Origin of the sequence: Vibrio sp. HA2012 (assembly GCF_002812955.1) — a bacterium.
GTDB lineage: Bacteria > Pseudomonadota > Gammaproteobacteria > Enterobacterales > Vibrionaceae > Vibrio.
The window spans coordinates 140,806-162,897 of sequence record NZ_PFXK01000001.1; the positions used below are offsets into that span (position 1 = coordinate 140,806).

Below are 22,092 nucleotides of genomic sequence, written 5' to 3' on the forward strand. Positions count from 1 at the left end.
GGATGGAAAAACTTGCCCGCAAACAGGTGCAGGAGCTGACTCCTTACCTTTCTGCCAGACGCATCGGCGGGAGTGGTGATGTCTGGCTGAATGCCAATGAATCCCCGTTTAATAATGAATATACTCTGACGTTTTCCCGCCTGAACCGTTACAGCGAATGTCAGCCGGAAGCTCTGATTAATGCATATGCCGCTTATGCGGGAGTGAAACCGGAGCAGACACTGACTTCCCGTGGGGCAGATGAGGGCATCGAGCTGCTGGTGCGTGCGTTTTGTGAGCCGGGAGAGGACGCGATTCTCTACTGCCCACCGACATACGGTATGTACGCTATCAGCGCAGAAACGATTGGTGTTGAGCGTAAAGTGGTTCCACTGACGACGGACTGGCAACTGGATCTGGACGGTATTCAGGGCAATCTGGATAAGGTTAAGCTGGTATTTGTCTGCAGTCCGAATAATCCGACCGGTAATCTGGTTAAACGTGAAGACATTATTACTTTGCTTGAAATGACCAAAGACCGTGCCATTGTCGTGATGGATGAGGCTTATATCGATTTCTGTCCCGAAGCCTCAACCGTGGATCTGTTGGCAGAATATGAACATCTGGCTATTTTGCGCACGCTGTCAAAAGCGTTTGCATTAGCGGGTCTTCGCTGTGGGTTTACCTTAGCGAACGAATCACTGATCAATGTTCTGCTTAAGGTTATTGCACCTTATCCTGTGCCAATTCCGGTTACTGATATCGCGGTACAGGCATTGTCCGAAGCAGGTCTTGCCCGGGCGAAAGAGCAGGTTGCGACACTGAATGCCAACCGTGCTTATCTCAAGCAGGCACTGTCGCCACTGAGTGGCGTGACAGTATTCGACGGTTGGGGTAACTATCTGCTGGTGCAATTTCCGGACGGTGATGCTCTGTTTAAGGCAGCATGGGATAACGGTATGATTCTGCGTAACTCTCCGATCCAAGATTGTGTCCGTATCAGTATCGGTAGTCGGGAAGAGTGTGAAAAGATCGCTGCATTTATTGGCAGTCAGCTGGCTTAACATAAGGATATTCAAGTGAGCAACCAACAAAAAATTCTTTTTATTGACCGTGACGGCACGCTGATTGTTGAGCCTCCGATTGATTTTCAGGTCGACCGTTTAGATAAGCTGCAATTCGAACCCTATGTTATCCCAAGCCTGCTGGCTCTGCAGGATGCCGGATACCGTCTGGTGATGGTGACCAATCAGGATGGTCTGGGTACAGACAGTTATCCACAGGAAGATTTTGATGCACCGCATAACCTGATGATGCATATCTTCGAATCTCAGGGCGTAACGTTTGATGATGTACTTATCTGCCCGCACTTTGCCGAAGATAACTGCACCTGCCGCAAACCCAAGCTGGGCATGGTAAAAGATTACCTGCAAGGCGGTAAGGTTGATTTCAAAACCTCCGTGGTGATTGGCGACCGTCCAACGGATCTGCAACTGGCAGAGAATATGGCCATTCGCGGTATTCAGTACAATCCTGAAACCATGGGTTGGCGTGAAATTTTGCAGGATCTGACTGCGCCAAAAGCCCGGGTGGCTGAAGTGGTACGTACTACGAGAGAAACCGATATCCGTGTAGCGGTGAATCTGGATGAGCAGGGGGGGAACGAGATTACTACCGGTCTTGGCTTCTTTGACCATATGCTGGATCAGATCGCGACTCACGGTGGTTTTCAGATGACAGTGAACGTGGAAGGTGATCTGCATATTGATGATCATCACTCAGTCGAGGATACGGCGCTGGCGCTGGGACAAGCCCTGAAAGAGGCGCTGGGCGACAAACGCGGTATTGGCCGTTTTGGTTTCAGTCTGCCGATGGACGAGTGTCTGGCACAGTGTGCTCTGGACTTGTCCGGACGTCCGTATCTGAAGTTTGAGGCAGAATTCAGCCGTGAAATGGTGGGTGATCTGTCGACGGAAATGGTTGAGCATTTTTTCCGTTCACTGACTGATACGCTGGCCTGCACGCTGCACCTCTCCTCTGCGGGTGAAAATGATCACCACATTATTGAAAGCCTGTTTAAAGCCTTTGGCCGCACCCTGCGTCAGGCAATTAAGGTGGAAGGTAACGAACTGCCAAGCAGTAAAGGCGTATTGTAAGGAGCCTCGCGGTTATGGAAAATCAGAAAGTTGTTATTATTGATACCGGCTGTGCTAACGTTTCATCGGTTAAATTTGCGATTCAGCGACTGGGCTACACCGTTGTGGTGTCGAAAGATCCTGACGTGGTGTTAGGTGCTGATAAGCTATTTCTGCCGGGGGTGGGGACGGCCAGTGAAGCGATGCAGAACCTGCAGGAACGCGACCTGATTAAGCTGGTTAAGAAAGTAGAAAAGCCGCTGCTGGGTATCTGCTTGGGTATGCAGCTGCTGGGTAAGCTTTCGCAGGAAAAAGGCTCTAAGGCTGATGATATTGTTGAATGTCTGGGGCTGTGCGACGGTGAAGTGAAGCGGATGGAGACTGGTGACCTGCCACTGCCTCATATGGGCTGGAACACGGTGACTGCGAAAGCCGGTCACCCGTTGTTTAAAGGCATCGAAGCAGGCGAGTACTTCTATTTCGTACACAGCTTTGCGATGCCGGAAGGCGATTATACGATCGGTACCTGTGAGTATGGCAATCCGTTTTCAGCAGCTATCCAGAGCGGTAACTACTACGGCGTTCAGTTCCACCCGGAACGTTCAAGTAAAGCGGGCTCAAAGCTGATTCAGAACTTTTTGGAATTGTAAGGAACACTTAAGTGATTATTCCAGCATTAGACTTAATTGAAGGTCAGGTAGTCCGTCTGTTTCAGGGGGATTACGGACAAGTAACGGAATACAAGGTTGATCCGGCAGAGCAGTTTAACCTTTATCATCAGGCTGGTGCAGGCTGGCTGCACTTAGTTGATTTGACGGGGGCGAAAGACACCAGTGCTCGTCAACTGGATTTGATTGCCAGACTACTAGCAAGTACTCCGGCGAATATTCAGATTGGCGGCGGGGTTCGCAGTGAGCAGGACGTGGCTGATTTGCTGAACGCAGGCGCACAGCGTGTTGTGATTGGCTCGACAGCCGTAAAACAGCCGGAAATGGTAAAAGGCTGGATGGAAAAATACGGCGCAGAGAAAATCGTTCTGGCGCTGGACATTAATATCGATGAAAACGGTACCCGTAAGGTAGCGATCTCAGGTTGGCAGGAAGACTCAGGTGTCACCATCGAAGATCTGATCGAGGGTTACCTGACCGTGGGGCTGAAACATGTGCTGTGTACAGATATTTCCCGTGATGGCACACTCGCTGGTTCTAACGTAGCGTTGTACGTTGATCTGTGCAAGCAGTATCCGCAGGTGCAGTTCCAGTCGTCAGGCGGTATCGGCTCTCTGGCTGATATTGAAGCCCTGAAAGGCACTGGTGTGTCAGGTGTGATTGTTGGCCGTGCACTGTTAGATGGAAAATTTACCGCAGAGGAGGCATTTCAATGCTGGCAAAGCGCATAATTCCTTGTCTGGACGTACGTGACGGACAGGTCGTCAAAGGGGTTCAGTTCCGTAACCACGAAATTATCGGTGATATCGTGCCTCTGGCGCAGCGTTATGCGCAAGAAGGTGCTGATGAGCTGGTGTTTTATGATATCACGGCTTCTTCCGACGGTCGTGTGGTCGACAAAAGCTGGGTCAGCCGGGTCGCCGAAGTGATCGACATTCCTTTCTGTGTGGCTGGCGGCATTAAATCTGCTGAAGATGCAGCCCGTATCCTTGAATTTGGTGCCGATAAGGTGTCGATTAACTCTCCGGCACTGGCGAATCCTGAGCTTATTACCGAGCTTGCCGACAAGTTTGGCGTGCAGTGTATCGTGGTCGGTATCGACTCTTACTTCGATGCAGAAACGGGTAAATATCAGGTCTACCAGTTTACCGGTGATGAAGAGCGTACTAAAGCGACCAAGTGGGAAACCCGTGACTGGGTGCAGGAAGTGCAGAAGCGGGGAGCTGGAGAAATAGTACTGAATATGATGAATCAGGACGGTGTTCGTAATGGTTACGATATTCAACAACTGAACATGGTGCGTGAAGTGTGTCATGTGCCTCTGATCGCTTCTGGTGGTGCCGGAGCGATGGAACATTTTGCGGAAGCGTATAAAAAAGCGAATGTTGATGGTGCACTGGCGGCATCGGTATTCCACAAACAAGTCATTAATATTGGCGAACTAAAACAGTATTTGAAAGCGGAAGGCGTGGAGATTCGGTTATGAGCAGTGCAACTGCAAGTGAGTATAAAGTAGAACAGGATGTACAAACTCTTATCGGTCGTATCGACTGGGATAAAGTCGATGGTCTGGTTCCGGCAATCGTTCAGGATTTTCAGTCCAGTCAGGTACTGATGATGGGTTATATGAATGAAGCGGCGCTGGAAAAAAGTGTTCAGACCGGACAAGTTACGTTTTTCTCCCGCACTAAAGAGCGTCTGTGGACTAAGGGGGAAACCTCCGGCAACGTTCTGCAACTGAAAAATATTGCGCTGGACTGTGATAACGATACGCTGCTGGTCAAAGTAAATCCAATCGGTCCGACTTGCCATCTGGGAACCACAACCTGTTTTGATGGTGATAAGCAGGAAGAATCACAACTGGTGTGGCTTCATCAACTGGAATCCCTGCTTGCTGAACGTAAACATGCTGATCCGGAATCTTCCTATACTGCCAGTCTGTACGCCCGTGGCACCAAACGTATTTCGCAGAAAGTGGGTGAAGAAGGGGTTGAAGTTGCGCTTGCGGCAACGTCGGGCGATAAGGCGGAATTAATCTGTGAATCGGCTGACCTGATTTATCACTTGCTGGTATTGCTGCAGGATCAGGGGCTGGCGCTGAATGATGTAATTAATAAGCTGAAAGAAAGACATCAGTAATGGTATTTCCTTATTCCCACGCTTCTGCGTGGGAATAAATACCGGGTTGGGCGGGTGGCTAAGCGTCTACCCGCAACACTTCTTATATTTTTTTCCGCTACCGCACGGACAAGGGTCATTTCTACCTGTTTTCGGTTCTGCCACCACGGGTTTCTGAGATTCAGGTTGTACCTCGCCGGGAAAGACACCATCAATGTAGTACCAGAGTCCGTTTTCTTTTATAAAGCGGGATCTTTCATGCATGCACTGCATCATACCGTCTTCATCCTGAAGCCAGGCTTTAAATTCAACAAAACCTTCATTTTCTGCCGGTGTCGGCGCATCCAGAATGTCCAGTTTTTGCCAGTTAAGGTGAACGGATTCGGCAATACCTTCCCGTTCGGTTTCTGCATGACAGGATGGATGGTAGGTGGCAACAACAAAATCCGTCAGTTGCAAAACATGCGCACAGTAACGGGCTCGCATCAGCTGCACGGGAAGGGCAGCGTTGCTGTGCTCACGATGAATAGGTTGGCAGCAATCAGTATAGCTTTGCTGACTGCCGCATGGGCAGAGTGTTCCTTCTGGATATAAAAACATTAGTAACTCACTGGTTGTTAAACAGTTCTTCGGCCCATATGGTGGATTCGGTATAACATCTGAGCAGCATGTCCGGGGTTGCCCCGATCTTATCACTAAGCTCGTTGACGTCATCCCAGTTGGCTTGCTCATGGGCGATGGTGAGAGTAAGTATATCACCCAGCAGGCCACTACGCTGTAACAGTGCTTCTTTTATGGCATCATCGATCGGGATGGATTCGACGATAAATTCCAGTGGTTGGTCGAGCAGGGAGTCGAGCAGAGAAAACATTCCGGTCAGAAAGGCCTGACTTTTATCCGCTGCGGGCTGAATCTCACCCAGCAGCAGCTCACAGAAGCGGGCACGTAAAATCGATAGGAGATACAGCAATTCAGGCTTGTTTTCCTGAGTACTGGCTATCGCGACCAAAGAGACAAATTTACGTAGCCTCTGTACCCCTAAATAAGCAACCGCCTGATGGAACGAGCTTATTTTGGATGAGATGGCGCTGGAAGAGTTGACGTAACGCAGCAGTTTATATGACAGGGAAACATCTACGGAAACAATCTGTTCAACCTCTGTGTAATCAACGTCATCTTTCGCTATTGCCTTACACAAGCGAACTGTTGCCAGAAAAGAGGGGTCGATCGCTTTGTGCTGAATAATCTCGGGTTTGCTGAAAAAATAGCCCTGAAAAAAGTGAAATCCGGCTTCTCTGGCCTCTTCAAATTCGTCGTAGGTTTCTACTTTTTCGGCCAGAAACTGGATCTTAGTGCCTTTCAGTTTTTCAATAAATTTAACCGCTTTACGGACTGGAACAATACGGATATCAAACTTTATTAAATGAATAAATGGGAGAAACGGTATCCAGCCTGGGGTTGGAACAAAATCGTCCAGTGCTATTTTATAGCCTTTGTGATGGAGGTGCTTGATGGCATCCAGCAATTCTTCTGTGGGTTCACAATCTTCCAGAACTTCCACGACAATTTTTTTCTTTGGAAAAAGGGTTGGTATCTGGTTGATCAGACTCTGGTAGGGAAAATTAACAAAGCTCAGTTTGTTATCTGCCGTATTATTTCCGGCACCAAAGAACTGCTCTGAAAGCAGCATGCTGGTGGCTCGTTCCGGCTCGACTTCGGGAAAGGTATTTTTCGGGCTGTTACGAAAAAGCAGCTCGTAACCAATCATTTTTCGCTCACGGTCTAAAATTGGCTGACGTGCCGCGTATGAATATTTCATGTTTAAAGAGTAACTTAACCAGACCAAATATAGATACACAAGATAATAAAAGGTTTTGTTTAAATTGCTATGGTATTGGGTCAATTTCTTTAATCATGTCTCAGACATGTGTAATGGCCTGCTTAATTACTGTTCACTGAAAGCGCGTTGCTCTAATGTGTACTGATCTTTATGCCAGACCAGAACTGAGCCCTGTTCGTACCAGTCACCCAGAACGATACGGGTCATCTCGCCTTTTGTTGTGCTGATATGGTGGATATCCGGTTTATGGGTGTGGCCGTGAATCATCAGACGGGAGTGGTTTTCCTGTAATACTTTTTCTACTTCGGACGGGTTAACATCCATAATATCAAGGGATTTGGCTTTTTTGTCTTCGCCAATACCCTGCTGAATTTTTGCAACAAGTTTCTTTTTTATAAACAGTGGGAGCCGGTTAAAGACCCATTGCAGCCAGGGTTGGTGTACTTTTTTGCGGAATGCCTGATAGTTATGATCATCCGTACAGAGTGTATCTCCGTGTAATATCACCGCGGGTGTGCCGTAGAGGTCGATGAGGGAGACTTCATCCAGCAGTATCATTCCGGTTTCTTTACTGAAACGTCTGCCGACGAGAAAATCCCGATTACCATGAATAAAATAGCAGGGGACGCCATGATCGGTGAGGGTTCGGAATTCGGTCTTGATGGTGGCGCTGAATGGGTTGTTGTCATCGTCCCCAATCCAGAATTCGAACAGATCGCCTAATACATAAAGGGCATCGGCTTTGCTGGCCTCTTCGCGCATAAAACGGATAAAACAATCAGTAATGTCCGTACGGGAAGGTGTCAGGTGCAGATCGGAGATAAATAGAGTGGTCATGAGGGCCTTTTTCGTGTCGTCTTCCCTTTGTATATCGCCATCTCTGCGAAGGCAGGGATCGACTAAACCAGTGTTGGTCTATTATTGGATTCTTGCCTTCGCGGGAATGACGATAAGTATTACTTATTCTTCAATGGTTGTACCGGTAATAACCACTTCTTCCAACGGTACGTCCTGATGCATCCCCATAGAACCGGTGCTGACGCCTTTGATTTGGTTGACAACGTCCATGCCTTCTACCACTTCACCGAAAACACAGTAACCCCAGCCATCCAGACTTTCTGATTTAAAATCCAGGAAGGTGTTGTTGTTTACGTTAATAAAAAACTGAGAGCTGGCTGAATGTGGTTCCATGGTACGAGCCATCGCAATAGAACCGATAGTGTTGCTCAGACCGTTGTTGGCTTCGTTTTTGATAGAAGCGCGGGTCGCTTTTTCTTTCAGACCGGATGTCATACCACCGCCCTGAATCATAAATCCATCAATAACACGGTGGAAAAGGGTGTTGTCATAAAAACCATCACGACAATATTGCAGGAAGTTCGCGCTTGTTTCCGGTGCTTTTTCTTCGTTGAGCTGAATTTTAATATCACCAAAATTAGTGTGAAGGGTGATCATGATAGGTTTCCTTTGTTTGTTTTGATTTAAACGGGAATTCTAGCGTAACTATGTGAGGCGTCAACCTTGGTGATGCTATAGATATGAAAGGATACGGAGAATGGAAGGGACAGGTTGCGATAAGAGACTCTTATAAGATAAATAGATGACTAAAGCAGAGCGGAATTGTTATACTGCCGCTCAACTTTGTTTCACAAAATATTAGATAGAGATCATGTTAAAAATATATAACTCACTGACTAAACAAAAAGAGGAATTTAAGCCAATCGTTGCCGGAAAAGTTGGCATGTATGTTTGTGGAGTTACCATTTATGATCTTTGTCATATCGGTCATGGACGCACATTTGTTTCTTTTGATGTGGTTTCCCGCTATCTGCGTTTTCTGGGTTACGATCTGACTTTTGTACGTAACATCACTGATATTGATGATAAAATCATTAAACGTGCGGCAGAAAACGGAGAAAGTTGCGAAACTCTGACTGAGCGTCTTATTGCAGATATGTATCAGGATTTTGATGCTTTGAATATGAAGCGTCCGGATGTTGAACCGCGGGCGACGCACTATATTAAAGAAATCATTGCACTGGTAGAAAGTCTGATCCAGCGTGGTTTTGCTTATGTCGCAGATAACGGCGATGTGATGTTTGAAGTCAGTAAATACGATGAATACGGCAAACTTTCCAGACAGGATCTGGAGCAGTTACAGGCTGGTGCCCGGGTAGATATCGAAAGTGCCAAGCGCAGTCCGCTGGATTTTGTATTGTGGAAAATGTCTAAACCGGGAGAGCCTGTCTGGGAATCCCCATGGGGAGACGGTCGTCCGGGCTGGCATATTGAGTGTTCTGCTATGAACTCTGCTATTCTGGGCAATCATTTTGATATTCACGGCGGTGGTTCTGACCTGACGTTCCCGCACCACGAAAACGAAATAGCTCAGTCCTGTTGTGCGCACGACAGCCAGTACGTTAATACCTGGATGCACAGCGGTATGGTCATGGTCGATAAAGAGAAAATGTCTAAGTCTCTGGGCAACTTCTTTACTATCCGGGATGTTCTTGCGCACTATGATGCAGAAACGGTGCGTTACTTTCTGATGTCTGGTCATTACCGCAGTCAGCTGAATTACAGTGAAGAGAACCTGAAACAGGCGCGAGCTTCTCTGGAACGTCTGTATACTTCTCTGCGTGGACTGGATCCTTCGGCAGAACCGGCAGCCGACAGTGACTATGTCAGCCGCTTTACTGAAGCGATGAATGATGATTTCAACACTCCTGAGGCTTACTCTGTTCTGTTTGATATGGCTCGTGAAGTGAATCGTCTGAAAAACGATGACATTGAATCTGCATCCAAACTGGGCGCACTGATGCGTGAACTGGCGGATGTGATCGGCATTCTGTACCAGGAGCCGGAAGCTTTCCTGAAAGGCGGAGCACCGGAAGACGACGATGAAGTGGCTGAAGTTGAAGCACTGATTAAATTGCGTAATGATTCGCGTGCCGCAAAAGACTGGGCGAATGCCGATATGGCTCGCGATAAGCTGAATGAGATGGGTATTATCCTGGAAGATGGCCCGGAAGGCACCAGTTGGCGCAGGGGTTAATCTGATATGGCTCAGATGTACTTCTACTACTCTGCGATGAATGCAGGGAAATCAACGACGCTGCTGCAATCAGCTTTTAACTATAAAGAACGGGGGATGAACCCCGTTATTTTTACTGCGGCCATTGATAACCGTTTTGGTGTGGGTAAGGTCTGCTCTCGTATCGGGCTGCAATCGGATGCTCAGCTGTTTACGGCTGACAGTGATCTGTTTGACGATATAAAGCAATTACACGCTCAGAAGCCCCGCCACTGTATCCTGATCGATGAATGCCAGTTTCTGTCAAAAGAGCAGGTGTATCAGTTGACGGAAGTTGTGGATAAGCTGCATATTCCCGTACTGTGTTACGGGTTGCGCACCGATTTTCAGGGGGAGCTGTTTGAAGGCAGTAAGCACCTTCTGGCCTGGGCGGATAAGCTGGTTGAACTCAAAACGATCTGCCATTGCGGGCGTAAGGCCAATATGGTGATCCGAACCGATGAGCACGGCAACCCCATTGCCGAAGGGGATCAGGTTGCCATTGGCGGAAACGATAAATATGTTTCGGTTTGTCGTGAACACTATAAAGAAGCGCTGGGGCGTTAAACCCCGAACGCTTTCATTGCGTAAGTAACCCGCTCAGCCGAGCGGGGGTATTCTATGGGCTGTTTTAGGCCTTCAATATGACGTAATCGCGGCAGCAGGCCACAACCATTGGCTATCTGAATTGCCAGTCCGGGGCGGGCATTCAGCTCCAGCACCATAGGACCTTCCTGTTTATCCAGCACCATATCGGTTCCCATATAGCCAAGACCGGTCATTTCCCATGCGCTGGCCGCCAGTGTTAGCAGACGTTCCCAGTGAGGAACCTGCAAACCTGCCAGTTCCTTACCCGTATCCGGATGATGGGTGACTGGCTGGTTGAACTGTACCGCGCGGACGGCTTTGCCTGTGGCAATATCCAGTCCCACGCCTACTGCTCCCTGATGCAGGTTGGCTTTGCCGTCAGAGGCGGCCGTAGACAGGCGTATCATGGCCATGACAGGATAGCCTTTAAATACAATAATCCGCACATCCGGAACCCCCTCGTAGCTGAATCCTTCAAAACAGTCATCAAACTGGATCAGATTCTCAATCAGGGCGGCATCGTTTCTTCCACCGAGAGAAAATAGTCCGGCCAGTATATTACTGATATGACGTTCAATATCCTGATGATTCAGTGTGCTGCCGGATGGTTTGGTGTATTCGCCATCTTTATGCGTATTAATGACCAGTATGCCTTTGCCACCGCTGCCCTGAGCCGGTTTGATCACAAATCCCGGCCATTGTTCTACCAGACGATGGATATGTCTGACCTCAGCCTGATGGCTGATGACACCGATCAGTGTTGGTACGGTTGCACCGGCCTGTTCGGCAATCAGTTTGGTTTTTAATTTGTTATCGACCAGAGGATATAGGGAGCGGTCATTGTAACGGCCGATATACCCGTGGTTACGCTGATTCATCCCCATAATACCGTTTGAGCTTAACTGAAAAGGAGAAGCCAGTTTTACCGCAGAAAGCCGTCTGATCGGAGACAGTAGTGTTGTCAGCATACTATTCATCTCTGCTCAGTGGCTGGAACCGTTTTAGTTCTGTCAGACGGTAGCCGGTATAGGTGCCAAGCAGCAAAATTGCAGCCAGAATAATCAGCTGTATGCCGATAAAGTTAAAGGTCAGGTGCTGGATATAAGAATTGGTCATTGCCAGATAGACCAGTACGGCGGTCAGTAGGGAGCCTCCCCCCTGAATAAACACTTCTTTCCCGCCTTCTTCTTCCCAGAGAATCGACATTCTCTCAATGGTCCATGACAGGATAATCATCGGGAAGAAAGTAATGGTCAGCCCTTCATTCAGACCGATATTAAAGGCCACGACAGTGAACAGGGAGATAATCAGGATCACGCTGATAATCACAGCGGAAATCCGGGCGACCAGTAACAGGTTCAGTCTGGACAGGTAGCTGCGAATGACCAGCCCGGTTCCTACGATGAGCAAAAAACCCAGTATTCCGGCTAACAGCTGAGTCTGAAAAAAAGCAACAGCGATAAGTACCGGCATAAAGGTTCCGGATGTTTTAAGGCCGATAATTACCCGCAAAAAGACCACTATCAGAGCGCCGACAGGGATCAGCATAATGGTCTTAAACATAGACTGTTCAGCAATCGGCAGGCTGTGAATGGAGAAGTTCAGCAGGTTGTCCGCTTCGGCTTTTTTCTGGCTGGCCTGTTGAGGGGCGATGTCTTCAGCGATCATCGAAAAATGCACCTGACTGTTTTTGCCGCCGATAACGTCCAGCAGGGAGATATTCGACTGATCCCAGATCAGCAGATTTTTCGCTTGTACCGGGTTGGGCTGTTCGGCGTCAAACAACTGCCAGGTTTTGCCATCCCAGACCTGAAGCATCAGGCTCAGATCTTGTCTGCGTCGGCCATCTTCCAGCATCAGAACTCCGGCATAGCGGTTACTGACACCGGCATAGCTGAGCAGTTTTTCTGCAACCTGAACCTTTGCCATGTCATTAAGCAGCAGGGCTGCATTCTGATTATCGGTGTCATTGAGCTGTTTCAGCAGCTCGCGTGTGAGTGTGATATTATCAGCACTGCGTTCTGTGGCCTGAGCCAGTAATGCGGTTGCTGCGGTAAATTGTGGCCCGGCAAACTGCGGCTTTTCTATGTTGTTGACATTGGGGAGCTTGTTATCGGCTGCGGCGTGCTCATCCACCAGAAACTGTGCTTTGTAGTAAAGCATCTGCGGGCCGGAAGCCTCACGGATACTCCATTCCGCTCGTCGGCCTGCATCTGTGGTGACATAAGCCACACCATAACCCGGGGAAGAGGCACTTTCGCTGACCAGAGTAAAGCCTTTTTGTGTTGCAGGGGCGGCAAGAGAAAGCTTAACCGGCATGTCCTGAGCGGTAAATTCAATGCGAGCTTCGATATCCCAAATTTGCCGGGTTTCTCCCGGTGTCCATGGCACGCCGTAGCCAGTGTGCCGGGTGATGCTCAGTGCCAGACCTGCAATGATTAGCAGAGCGATAGCCAGATAAAACGGTACCTTAGATGTCATAGTGACGAACCTTTAGTTCACTTGTTGCTGGTTGGACTGCAAGTAGGTTTTGCTGACATCGACCAGCGCAATATCCTGAATAAATTCCCGGCCAAGCAGCATAGGGTGGGACATTTCCGAGCGGTCTGCCAGCGTAAACTCCGTCTGCTGACGGATCTTGCCAAGCTGAATAAATAGCTTGATCACAGAGCGACGTTCGGTTTTCTCTGTACTGGACTGACGGATTCTGGCGTAGCGAATAATGGGCGCTTCTATCCACTGTTTATCTTCAGCCCGGACTGCGGAATCGTTGATATGAAAACGAACCCAGGTTTTGCCGTTACGTTCAAATTCCTGAATATCCATGGCGTTAAGTGATGAGGTTTCTGCACCGGTATCGACCCGTGCATCAATTTGAGTCTTAATGGCATCAATTTTTACTTTTTCTACCGAACCCAGAACCAGTGTTTGTGACGGAAAGGCTGCCCGTGTTTCTCCCTGTGGATCCTGCTGTACCGTCAGGACTGCTTTTTCAGCCCGGCGCTCTTCCAGCAACAGGGTCTGATTGTTACTGAGGGTGACAAGGGCTGCGTTTAAGCGAGCCAGTTCAGTGCTTAACTCCCGGATCTGACCATGTTGTCTGGCTATCTCGTTGTTTACGGTATCGAGGCGGGTTTGCAGTTTATTTTCGGATTGATTGATGGCATCGATAGTTGCCCGGCTGTATTTCTCCCCATCCATCAGCGTACAACCGGAAAGGGCGCTGATGGCAGCAAGGGTGATGATCTTTTGCAGCATGAATAACCTGTAACAGATAGTGAATAGACTGTTGAGTCTGTGCTCAATACGCTCCGAAGTGTATATGATAAAAAAGGGGGCGCAAAGCCCCCTTTTGTCAAAGAAATGTCAGGATATCAGTCCTGAATGTTGATTTGAGAGATTCTCTTATTTCAGCTTTTCCTGGCCACCAGAATCGCGCGTCTTGGGGCCGGGTAGCCTTCTACGGTTTTGGACGGGTCTTTTGGATCCAGATAGTCGGGCAGTGAATTGTGGGTCATCCAACTGGTGGTTCTCTGTTCGCCGGTTGTTGTGGTATTTTCATCGACAATTCGCACGTTTTCAAAACCGGTTTTTTCCAGCCAGACTTTTAATGCTTTGGCGGACGGGAAGAAATAAACGTTGCGCATCTGAGCATAGCGATCCATAGGAACCAGTACGGCGTTTTCGTCACCCTCAATGACCAGCGTTTCGAGAACCAGTTCTCCGCCGGGAAGCAGCTGATTTTTCAATTGGATAAGATGATCCAGAGGAGAGCGGCGGTGGTAAAGAACGCCCATACTAAAAACTGTGTCGAAAGCATTCAGTTCCGGTAGCTGTTCAATACCCAGCGGCAGCAGATGCGCACGTTGGTCATTACCCAGCAGACGGCGTACGGCTTCAAACTGGATAAGGAACAGGTGAGAAGGGTCGATACCCACACAGAGACGGGCACCTTCACCCAGCATACGCCACATGTGGTAGCCGTTTCCGCAGCCCACATCCAGTACCGAACGGTTTTTGAGTGGGGAGATATGTGGCAGTACCCTGTCCCATTTCCAGTCACTGCGCCACTCCGTATCGATATGAATGCCGTGCAGATGATACGGGCCTTTACGCCACGGGTGAAAAGTACGCAGTAGGTTTTCCAGCTTTCTGCGTTCTCCTTCAGCAAGTACGTCATGGTTGGAAATTGTTACTGAGGTTGCCAGATCCACCATGTCCGGAGTCTGTTCCGGGATTTTATTCAGCGCCCGTAACCAGCGATCGAAGTCACCGTGTTCGGCATTCTGCCAGTCGCTCAGTTGCTGAGGCAAAATATTCAGCCACGGCTGAAGGCGGGTATCCTGCGCGATAAGTTGATAAAAGTTAGCGAAATTGAACATGATTATTTAATTGCAACCATTGAGCCGAAGTTAAAACACTGGAACCAGACTTCTGCACTGGAGAAACCGATATCTGTAAGGCGTTGTTTGTGCAGAGTGATAGAATCCGGGATCAACACGTTTTCGATGGCACTGCGTTTCTGGCTGACTTCCAGTTCGCTGTAACCGTTAGCACGCTTAAACGTATGGTGCAGGTCGATCAACAGTTCATTAATATTTTCATCTTCAAACGTGTATTTTTCAGACAGAACCAGAATACCACCTGGTTTTAACCCTGCGTAGATTTTTTCCAGCAGAGTACGTCGGTCATCTGGCGAGAGAAATTGTAGGGTAAAGTTAAGAATGACCATGCTGGCATTGTTAATATCAACATCCCGGATATCAGCTTCCAGTATTTCTACCGGGGTATCGGAACGGTAGGCATTAATATGTAATTTGCAACGTTCTACCATGGCCGGGGAATTATCCACGGCAATAATACGACACCCTTCCTGATTAATATTTCTTCTTGCGGATAAGGTAGCAGCACCAAGAGAACACCCTAGATCATAAACATGGCTGTGGGGTTTGACATAGCGTTCAGCCAGCATACCAATCGCTGAAATAATATTGCTGTAACCCGGAATTGAGCGTTGTAGCATATCCGGAAAAACCTCTGCTACCCGCTCATCAAAGGTGAAGTTACCAATTTGATTAATAGGAGCAGAAAATATGGTATCTCGGTTGCTCATTGGGTGCCTCTTTATGCTTAAAAAATGGGGACGTATTCTAAGGGAAAACAGAAGATATGTCACTGCAAAGATAGTTCAGACAGCAGAAAGAGCGCAGGAAAAATTCTGTGTGAAATACTGGCTGTATGATTTGCATCCAATCACAGGGGAAGGCCGTCAAAATTATAGAGAAAGACGATAAAAAGTTACCGGAAAGGTCGATTTTAACCAACTTTCCGAGTATAAATGTGGCCTTTGAATCTTTAATAATTTTTTGATTGGGAATTTCATTATGCGCACCCAGTATTGTGGTCATCTGAACAAAGCCCTTGCAGGGCAAACTGTTGAACTTTGTGGTTGGGTTAATCGCCGCCGTGACCTTGGGGGTCTTATCTTTATCGATATGCGAGACCGGGAAGGCATTGTTCAGGTAGTTGTTGACCCGGATATGCAGGATGTGTTTGAAGTTGCCAACCATCTGCGTAACGAATTCTGTATCAGACTGACAGGCGAAGTGCGTGAACGCCCAGAGAGCCAGATTAATAAAGATATGGCAACCGGTGAGGTTGAAGTGCTGGCGAGAGGGCTGGAGATCATCAACCGTTCGGATGTGCTGCCGCTGGACTTTAATCAGAATAACTCTGAAGAGCAGCGTCTGAAATACCGTTATCTGGATCTGCGTCGTCCGGAAATGAGTGACCGCATTAAGTTGCGTGCTAAGGCTTCCAGCTTTGTGCGCCGTTTTCTGGACAGTAATGATTTTCTGGATATTGAAACGCCGGTACTGACGAAAGCAACACCGGAAGGTGCACGTGATTATCTGGTTCCAAGCCGGGTACACAAAGGCAGTTTCTATGCTCTGCCTCAGTCTCCACAGCTGTTTAAGCAGCTTCTGATGATGTCAGGTTTTGACCGCTACTATCAGATCGTAAAATGTTTCCGTGATGAAGACCTGCGTGCAGACCGTCAGCCGGAGTTCACTCAGATCGACCTTGAAACTTCTTTTATGAGTGCCATTCAGGTGCGTGAAGTGACTGAGCGTATGATCCGTGAAATGTGGCAGGAACTGCTGAACGTGGATCTGGGCGAATTTCCGGTGATGCCGTTTGCCGAAGCTATCCGTCGTTTCGGCTCTGACAAGCCTGATCTGCGTAACCCGCTGGAGCTGGTGGACGTCGCGGATCTGGTAAAAGATGTGGATTTCAAGGTGTTTTCCGGACCGGCAAATGATGCGAAAGGTCGTGTTGCGGTTATCCGTGTTCCGGGCGGAGCGGTACTGACTCGTAAACAACTGGATGAGTACGCTAAGTTTGTCGGTATTTACGGCGCGAAAGGTCTGGCATGGATGAAAGTGAATGACCGAGCGGCTGGTATGGAAGGTATTCAGTCTCCTGTGGCTAAGTTCCTTTCTGAAGACGTTGTTAACGCGATTCTTGAGCGTACAGAAGCGGATTCCGGTGACATTATTCTGTTTGGTGCAGATAAATCCAATGTGGTTGCAGAAGCAATGGGAGCATTGCGTCTGAAACTGGGTACTGACCTTGAGCTGACCGATACCTCTGCATGGGCTCCGTTGTGGGTTGTAGATTTCCCTATGTTTGAAGAGGACGATGAGGGTCATCTGCATGCAATGCACCATCCGTTTACATCTCCTCTGGGTATGACTCCGGAAGAGCTGAAAGCAAACCCTGCCGCGGCAAATTCTGATGCATACGATATGGTAATTAACGGCTATGAAGTCGGTGGTGGTTCTGTGCGTATTCACAGTGGCGCTATGCAGTCTGCAGTGTTTGATATTCTGGGTATCGACGAGCAGGAGCAGCGCCTGAAATTTGGCTTCCTGTTGGATGCGCTGAAATACGGCACTCCACCGCATGCTGGACTGGCGTTTGGTCTGGATCGTCTGGTGATGCTGCTGTGCGGTACGGAAAACATTCGTGATGTTATTGCCTTCCCGAAAACAACAGCAGCAGCCTGTCTGCTGACTGATGCACCAAGCCCGGCCAATCCGGCGGCTCTTGAAGAGCTGGCAGTTGCTGTCACTGTAGTGAAAGAAGAAAAGTAACTGACTGGCTATAAGAGACCAGATATTAGATTGCGTCGTTGGCAGAAACTGTAAAAGTTTACCGCTAGTTAACACATAACAAGTGCAAAAGATAACTAGCGGTAAATATAACGAGCGGCAAAGTATAAATTATCTTGCTAGTTTCTGGTCTTTTGCCATTCTCTGTAGGGTTTTCTTATGAGCATTATTCTCGGTATCGACCCCGGCTCGCGAATCACCGGCTATGGTGTTATCCGGCAGGAAGGTCGTCATCTGCATTATCTTGGCAGTGGCTGTATCCGTACCTCAGAAGAAGCCTTACCGGGACGGTTAAAACAGATCTACGCCGGAGTGACCGAGATCATTACTCAGTTTCAGCCGGATGCGTTTGCTATAGAACAGGTCTTTATGGCTAAAAATGCCGATTCGGCTCTGAAGCTGGGGCAGGCTCGCGGTAGTGCGATTGTCGCAGCAGTCAATGCTGATCTTCCCGTGTATGAATATGCAGCCAGATTAATTAAGCAGGCTGTTGTGGGAACCGGCGGTGCTGATAAGTCACAGGTACAGCATATGGTGATGAATATGCTGAAACTTCCGGGCAAGCCTCAGGCCGATGCCGCTGATGCTTTGGGTGTGGCAATTTGTCATGCCAATACTAATAAAACCCTGATTGCGCTCGCTGGTAAGGCTACCAGTGCACGTAAGGGGCGATACAGATAACCGTTCTTTTTACTGGATATCCATCCAGTTATTTATTATCATTTTCTCCCATAACCCTATTTCTGTTAGTTTTTGAATAAAGGAATCTCCCTGTGATCGGACGTCTGCGCGGTATTTTGCTGGAAAAACAGCCTCCTGAAGTATTGATTGAAGTCGGAGGTATCGGCTATGAAGTTCAGATGCCGATGAGCTGTTTTTATGAACTGCCTGATGCGGGGCAGGAAGCGGTGGTCTATACCCATTTTATTGTTCGGGAAGATGCGCAACTGCTGTATGGGTTTAATACGGTAAAAGAAAGGGCACTGTTTCGGGAAGTGATTAAGGCCAACGGCGTCGGCCCTAAACTCGGACTGGCTATTCTTTCTGGCATGACAGCGGCACAGTTTGTTTCTTGTGTTGAACGGGAGGATATCTCTACGCTGGTTAAATTGCCGGGTGTTGGTAAGAAAACGGCAGAGCGCCTGGTTGTTGAAATGAAAGATCGTCTGAAAGGCTGGGGAGACGGAGCTCTGTTTACTCCGGCCACTGATGCGGCTCCCATGGATATTGTTCCGGTTGCAGATTCGGCTCAGCAGGCACAGGAAGAAGCGGTCAGTGCTCTGGTGGTTCTGGGATATAAACCACAACAGGCATCTAAGGTCGTTTCTCAGGTTGCACAGCCGGGTATGAGCAGTGAAACTCTGATCCGGGATGCATTGAAATCCATGGTTTAACAGACAGGATAGACGTAAAAGATGATTGAAGCAGACCGTTTAATTGCACCGGATAATTCGGTTTATAAAGACGAAGAAGTTATCGACCGGGCGATCCGGCCTAAAAAACTCGCCGATTATCAGGGACAGAACCCTGTTCGGGATCAAATGGAGATTTTCATCAAAGCGGCTCAAATGCGCAGTGAAGCTCTGGACCATTTGCTGATATTCGGTCCTCCGGGTTTGGGTAAAACCACATTGGCAAATATTGTCGCTAACGAAATGGAAGTCAATATCCGTACAACGTCTGGACCCGTTCTGGAAAAAGCCGGTGATCTGGCGGCGTTGCTGACGAATCTTGAAGAAAACGATGTCCTTTTTATTGACGAGATCCACCGTCTCAGCCCTATGGTGGAAGAGGTTTTGTATCCGGCTATGGAAGATTACCAACTGGATATTATGATTGGTGAAGGCCCGGCTGCCCGTTCAATTAAAATTGATCTGCCACCTTTTACCCTGATTGGAGCGACCACAAGAGCCGGTTCTCTGACATCGCCATTGCGAGATCGATTCGGTATCGTGCAGCGACTGGAGTACTACAAGGTTGCCGACCTGCAGCATATCGTCCGGCGCAGTGCAGAATGTCTGAACCTGTCGATGGACAGTGAAGGGGCTCTGGAAGTCGCGAAGCGCGCCCGGGGTACACCACGGATAGCCAACCGTCTGTTAAGGCGGGTACGTGATTATGCAGAGGTGAAAGGTAACGGACATATCTGTGTGGATATCGCAGATAAGGCACTGAATATGCTGGATGTTGATCATCTTGGCTTTGATTATATGGACCGAAAGTTGTTGCTGGCGATCATGGAAAAATTCTCCGGTGGTCCGGTCGGGCTGGATAATCTGGCCGCCGCTATCGGTGAAGAAAAAGACACCATTGAAGACGTTATCGAACCTTATCTGATCCAACAGGGATACCTGCAACGTACACCGAGAGGCCGGATTGCAACTGATAGAGCCTACCTGCATTTTGGCTTTGATACTGATCGACTTTGACACTGATTCCGCTTTCTTATTTTGTTCCCGCACTCCTGTGCGGGAGTACATCCCAGATACAACGTCATTCTGAGTGCAGATAGCACCACTATAAATGTGGACAATTTCACACTTCTGTTAATCACTTCATTTTGTAATCTTTTGTTGGATATTCATGAAAACCATGAAGAAAGTGGGTTTTTATGCCTTGGTTTAGAATTAAATTACATGATATAATTGATCTAAATCATTTATTGCTGCTATTTCGGGTGGGGTGAAGAATAAAGTTGACCCAAATCAAGGCGCTTGTTGAGTGGAAACACTTTGAAACATAGGGTTTTTACTATTAACATTAGTAGCAGCTTATTAGAGCAAATTTCACAATAAAATTAACCAGTACGGTACAAAATAATAACATTGAGTAGAGTGGTTTATAATCAAGCTATATCACTGGAAAAACTTGTCTGTATTGAAGCAATAATTATCAGTGTCATTCAGCCGACACAAAAGGAGTTCTCATGATTGACGTCGTTGATCTATCGCGGTTGCAGTTTGCGCTCACTGCGATGTATCACTTCCTGTTTGTTCCACTGACTCTGGGTATGGCATTTCTGCTTGCTACTATGGAGTCGTTATATGTATATACCGGTAAAGAAGTTTATAAGGACATGACCAAGTTCTGGGGTAAACTTTTTGGTATCAACTTTGCTCTTGGTGTGGCGACCGGCCTTACCATGGAGTTTCAGTTTGGTACAAACTGGTCGTACTATTCTCACTATGTAGGGGATATCTTCGGTGCGCCTCTGGCTATCGAAGCATTGGTTGCCTTTTTCCTGGAATCCACTTTTGTCGGTTTATTCTTCTTTGGCTGGGATCGTTTATCTAAGAAGCAACACTTAACGGTTACCTGGCTGGTTGCTTTCGGTTCCAATTTCTCTGCATTATGGATTCTGGTCGCAAATGGCTGGATGCAGAACCCAGTCGGTTCTGAATTCAACTTTGAAAGCATGCGGATGGAGATGGTGAGTTTTGCTGAGCTGGTGCTCAACCCGGTAGCTCAGGTGAAATTTGTCCATACCGTAGCGGCAGGCTACACCACTGGTGCCATGTTTATCCTTGGGGTTAGTGCTTATTATCTGCTGAAAGGGCGCGATGTTGAATTTGCCAAGCGTTCATTTTCAGTTGCAGCGTCTTTTGGTCTGGTCGCGGTGATTGCACTGATCATTGTGGGGGATGAATCTGGTTATGAGTTGGGTCATGTGCAGCCGGTGAAACTGGCGGCGATTGAAGCTGAATGGCATACCGAAGAGGCTCCGGCAGCATTTAATGTCATTGCTTTCCCTGATCAGGATAAAATGGAAAACCATTTTGCTATTCAGATCCCTTATGTCATGGGGCTTATTGCAACCCGTTCTACGGATAAGCAGGTGTTGGGTATCCATGATCTGAAAGAGCAGAACGAAGCGCGTATCCGTAACGGTATGTATGCTTATGCGTTGTTGGAAAAACTGCGCGCTGGTGAAAAATCGGCAGAAAATCTGGCGGCTTTTGATGAGGTAAAAGGCGATCTGGGCTATGGTCTGCTCCTGAAACGTTATACCGATAAAGTTGTTGATGCCAGTGAAGAGCAGATTAAAGCCGCTGCTGATGATTCCATTCCAACGGTATGGCCTTTGTTCTGGGCATTCCGCATTATGGTCGGTCTTGGCTGTGCCATGCTGTTAATTTTTGGTGCCGGATTCTATTATTCCGTAAAACGTAAAGTCATCGATAAAACCTGGGTACTAAAAGCCGCTATTATTGGTATTCCTATGCCATGGCTTGGTGTTGAAATGGGCTGGTTCGTTGCAGAATATGGCCGTCAGCCATGGGCGGTTGGTGATATTCTTCCTGTCAATGTCGCCGCTTCTGCACTTTCTTCTGCAGAATTATGGCTGTCACTTGCCGCTATTATGATTCTTTATACTCTGTTCCTGATTGCGGAAGTTTTCCTGATGGTGAAATTTGCGCGTAAGGGACCAAGCAGTCTGAAAACAGGCCGTTATCACTATGAACAACTTGATTCTGGTGAAAACAAAGTTAGCCGCCAAGTAGAAGTTTAAGCAGGG

22 protein-coding genes are annotated in these 22,092 nt (G+C 47.9%); 13 read left to right on the forward strand and 9 right to left on the reverse strand.

Going from position 1 to position 22,092, the window contains the following annotated elements:
- Nucleotides 1–2 precede the first annotated feature (2 nt).
- Genes hisC through hisIE form a run of 6 tightly spaced genes read left to right on the forward strand, consistent with a single transcriptional unit; the run spans nt 3 to nt 4,921 of the window.
- The gene (gene hisC / locus CSW98_RS00630; protein ID WP_100798517.1) at nt 3–1,043 is read left to right on the forward strand and encodes a histidinol-phosphate transaminase; all 1,041 of its coding nucleotides are present in this window, start codon (nt 3–5) and stop codon (nt 1,041–1,043) included.
- A 15-nt stretch (nt 1,044–1,058) separates the two neighbouring features.
- Nucleotides 1,059–2,135 (forward strand): bifunctional histidinol-phosphatase/imidazoleglycerol-phosphate dehydratase HisB, encoded by a 1,077-nt coding sequence (gene hisB / locus CSW98_RS00635; protein WP_100798518.1) that lies wholly within the window; start codon nt 1,059–1,061, stop codon nt 2,133–2,135.
- A gap of 14 nt (nt 2,136–2,149) precedes the next feature.
- Complete coding sequence (gene hisH / locus CSW98_RS00640; protein ID WP_100798519.1) at nt 2,150–2,764, forward strand: imidazole glycerol phosphate synthase subunit HisH; 615 nt, start codon at nt 2,150–2,152, stop codon at nt 2,762–2,764.
- Nucleotides 2,765–2,775: 11 nt separating this feature from the next.
- Nucleotides 2,776–3,513, forward strand: coding sequence for a 1-(5-phosphoribosyl)-5-[(5-phosphoribosylamino)methylideneamino]imidazole-4-carboxamide isomerase (gene hisA, locus CSW98_RS00645; RefSeq protein ID WP_100798520.1), 738 nt, complete (start codon nt 2,776–2,778; stop codon nt 3,511–3,513).
- Nucleotides 3,495–4,268: an imidazole glycerol phosphate synthase subunit HisF gene (gene hisF, locus CSW98_RS00650; RefSeq protein WP_100798521.1), complete on the forward strand. Its 774-nt coding sequence runs from the start codon at nt 3,495–3,497 to the stop codon at nt 4,266–4,268. The genes hisA and hisF overlap by 19 nt, the downstream gene beginning before the upstream one ends.
- A complete protein-coding gene (gene hisIE, locus CSW98_RS00655; protein ID WP_100798522.1) occupies nt 4,265–4,921 on the forward strand; it encodes a bifunctional phosphoribosyl-AMP cyclohydrolase/phosphoribosyl-ATP diphosphatase HisIE in 657 nt (218 codons plus the stop codon). Before hisF ends, hisIE begins: the two co-directional genes overlap by 4 nt.
- A gap of 66 nt (nt 4,922–4,987) precedes the next feature.
- Here the strand turns inward: hisIE and CSW98_RS00660 are convergent, their stop codons facing one another.
- The 4 genes from CSW98_RS00660 to CSW98_RS00675 form a co-directional block, all read right to left on the reverse strand.
- The gene (locus CSW98_RS00660) at nt 4,988–5,500 is read right to left on the reverse strand and encodes a YchJ family metal-binding protein (RefSeq protein WP_100798523.1); all 513 of its coding nucleotides are present in this window, start codon (nt 5,498–5,500) and stop codon (nt 4,988–4,990) included.
- A 7-nt stretch (nt 5,501–5,507) separates the two neighbouring features.
- Nucleotides 5,508–6,719: an EAL and HDOD domain-containing protein gene (locus CSW98_RS00665; protein ID WP_100798524.1), complete on the reverse strand. Its 1,212-nt coding sequence runs from the start codon at nt 6,717–6,719 to the stop codon at nt 5,508–5,510.
- Between the two features lie 126 nt (nt 6,720–6,845).
- Nucleotides 6,846–7,577 (reverse strand): UDP-2,3-diacylglucosamine diphosphatase, encoded by a 732-nt coding sequence (gene lpxH, locus CSW98_RS00670; protein WP_100798525.1) that lies wholly within the window; start codon nt 7,575–7,577, stop codon nt 6,846–6,848.
- A 123-nt stretch (nt 7,578–7,700) separates the two neighbouring features.
- Entirely contained in the window at nt 7,701–8,195 is a 495-nt protein-coding gene (locus tag CSW98_RS00675) for a peptidylprolyl isomerase (RefSeq protein ID WP_100798526.1), read from the reverse strand.
- A gap of 214 nt (nt 8,196–8,409) precedes the next feature.
- Here CSW98_RS00675 and cysS point away from each other — a divergent pair, with 214 nt between their 5' ends.
- Nucleotides 8,410–9,795, forward strand: a complete 1,386-nt coding sequence (cysS, locus tag CSW98_RS00680; protein ID WP_100798527.1) for a cysteine--tRNA ligase — start codon at nt 8,410–8,412, stop codon at nt 9,793–9,795.
- Nucleotides 9,796–9,801: 6 nt separating this feature from the next.
- Nucleotides 9,802–10,380: a thymidine kinase gene (locus tag CSW98_RS00685; RefSeq protein WP_100798528.1), complete on the forward strand. Its 579-nt coding sequence runs from the start codon at nt 9,802–9,804 to the stop codon at nt 10,378–10,380.
- Here CSW98_RS00685 and CSW98_RS00690 read toward each other — a convergent pair.
- The 5 genes from CSW98_RS00690 to cmoA all read right to left on the reverse strand — a co-directional run bounded on the left by CSW98_RS00690 (nt 10,377) and on the right by cmoA (nt 15,514).
- The gene (locus CSW98_RS00690; RefSeq protein WP_100798529.1) at nt 10,377–11,369 is read right to left on the reverse strand and encodes an alpha-L-glutamate ligase-like protein; all 993 of its coding nucleotides are present in this window, start codon (nt 11,367–11,369) and stop codon (nt 10,377–10,379) included. The two genes, CSW98_RS00685 and CSW98_RS00690, sit on opposite strands and share 4 nt — an antisense overlap.
- A gap of 1 nt (nt 11,370) precedes the next feature.
- On the reverse strand, nt 11,371–12,882 hold the full coding sequence (locus CSW98_RS00695; RefSeq protein ID WP_100798530.1) for an inactive transglutaminase family protein: 1,512 nt from the start codon (nt 12,880–12,882) through the stop codon (nt 11,371–11,373).
- Between the two features lie 12 nt (nt 12,883–12,894).
- Nucleotides 12,895–13,659, reverse strand: coding sequence for an ATP-dependent zinc protease family protein (locus CSW98_RS00700; RefSeq protein WP_100798531.1), 765 nt, complete (start codon nt 13,657–13,659; stop codon nt 12,895–12,897).
- Between the two features lie 152 nt (nt 13,660–13,811).
- Nucleotides 13,812–14,783: a tRNA 5-methoxyuridine(34)/uridine 5-oxyacetic acid(34) synthase CmoB gene (cmoB, locus tag CSW98_RS00705; protein ID WP_100798532.1), complete on the reverse strand. Its 972-nt coding sequence runs from the start codon at nt 14,781–14,783 to the stop codon at nt 13,812–13,814.
- A gap of 2 nt (nt 14,784–14,785) precedes the next feature.
- Complete coding sequence (gene cmoA / locus CSW98_RS00710; RefSeq protein WP_100798533.1) at nt 14,786–15,514, reverse strand: carboxy-S-adenosyl-L-methionine synthase CmoA; 729 nt, start codon at nt 15,512–15,514, stop codon at nt 14,786–14,788.
- Nucleotides 15,515–15,785: 271 nt separating this feature from the next.
- Between cmoA and aspS the strand changes: the two genes are divergently transcribed.
- The 5 genes from aspS (at nt 15,786) to CSW98_RS00735 (ending at nt 22,086) form a co-directional block, all read left to right on the forward strand.
- Nucleotides 15,786–17,558, forward strand: coding sequence for an aspartate--tRNA ligase (gene aspS, locus CSW98_RS00715; protein WP_100798534.1), 1,773 nt, complete (start codon nt 15,786–15,788; stop codon nt 17,556–17,558).
- A gap of 177 nt (nt 17,559–17,735) precedes the next feature.
- Entirely contained in the window at nt 17,736–18,257 is a 522-nt protein-coding gene (gene ruvC, locus CSW98_RS00720) for a crossover junction endodeoxyribonuclease RuvC (protein ID WP_100798535.1), read from the forward strand.
- Between the two features lie 92 nt (nt 18,258–18,349).
- On the forward strand, nt 18,350–18,970 hold the full coding sequence (ruvA, locus tag CSW98_RS00725) for a Holliday junction branch migration protein RuvA (RefSeq protein ID WP_100798536.1): 621 nt from the start codon (nt 18,350–18,352) through the stop codon (nt 18,968–18,970).
- 21 nt (nt 18,971–18,991) lie between these two features.
- Nucleotides 18,992–20,005 carry a Holliday junction branch migration DNA helicase RuvB gene (gene ruvB, locus CSW98_RS00730; protein ID WP_100798537.1) on the forward strand — a complete coding sequence of 338 codons (1,014 nt, stop codon included), beginning with the start codon at nt 18,992–18,994 and terminating at the stop codon, nt 20,003–20,005.
- A gap of 497 nt (nt 20,006–20,502) precedes the next feature.
- The gene (locus CSW98_RS00735) at nt 20,503–22,086 is read left to right on the forward strand and encodes a cytochrome ubiquinol oxidase subunit I (protein ID WP_100798538.1); all 1,584 of its coding nucleotides are present in this window, start codon (nt 20,503–20,505) and stop codon (nt 22,084–22,086) included.
- The last annotated feature ends 6 nt before the right edge of the window (nt 22,087–22,092 follow it).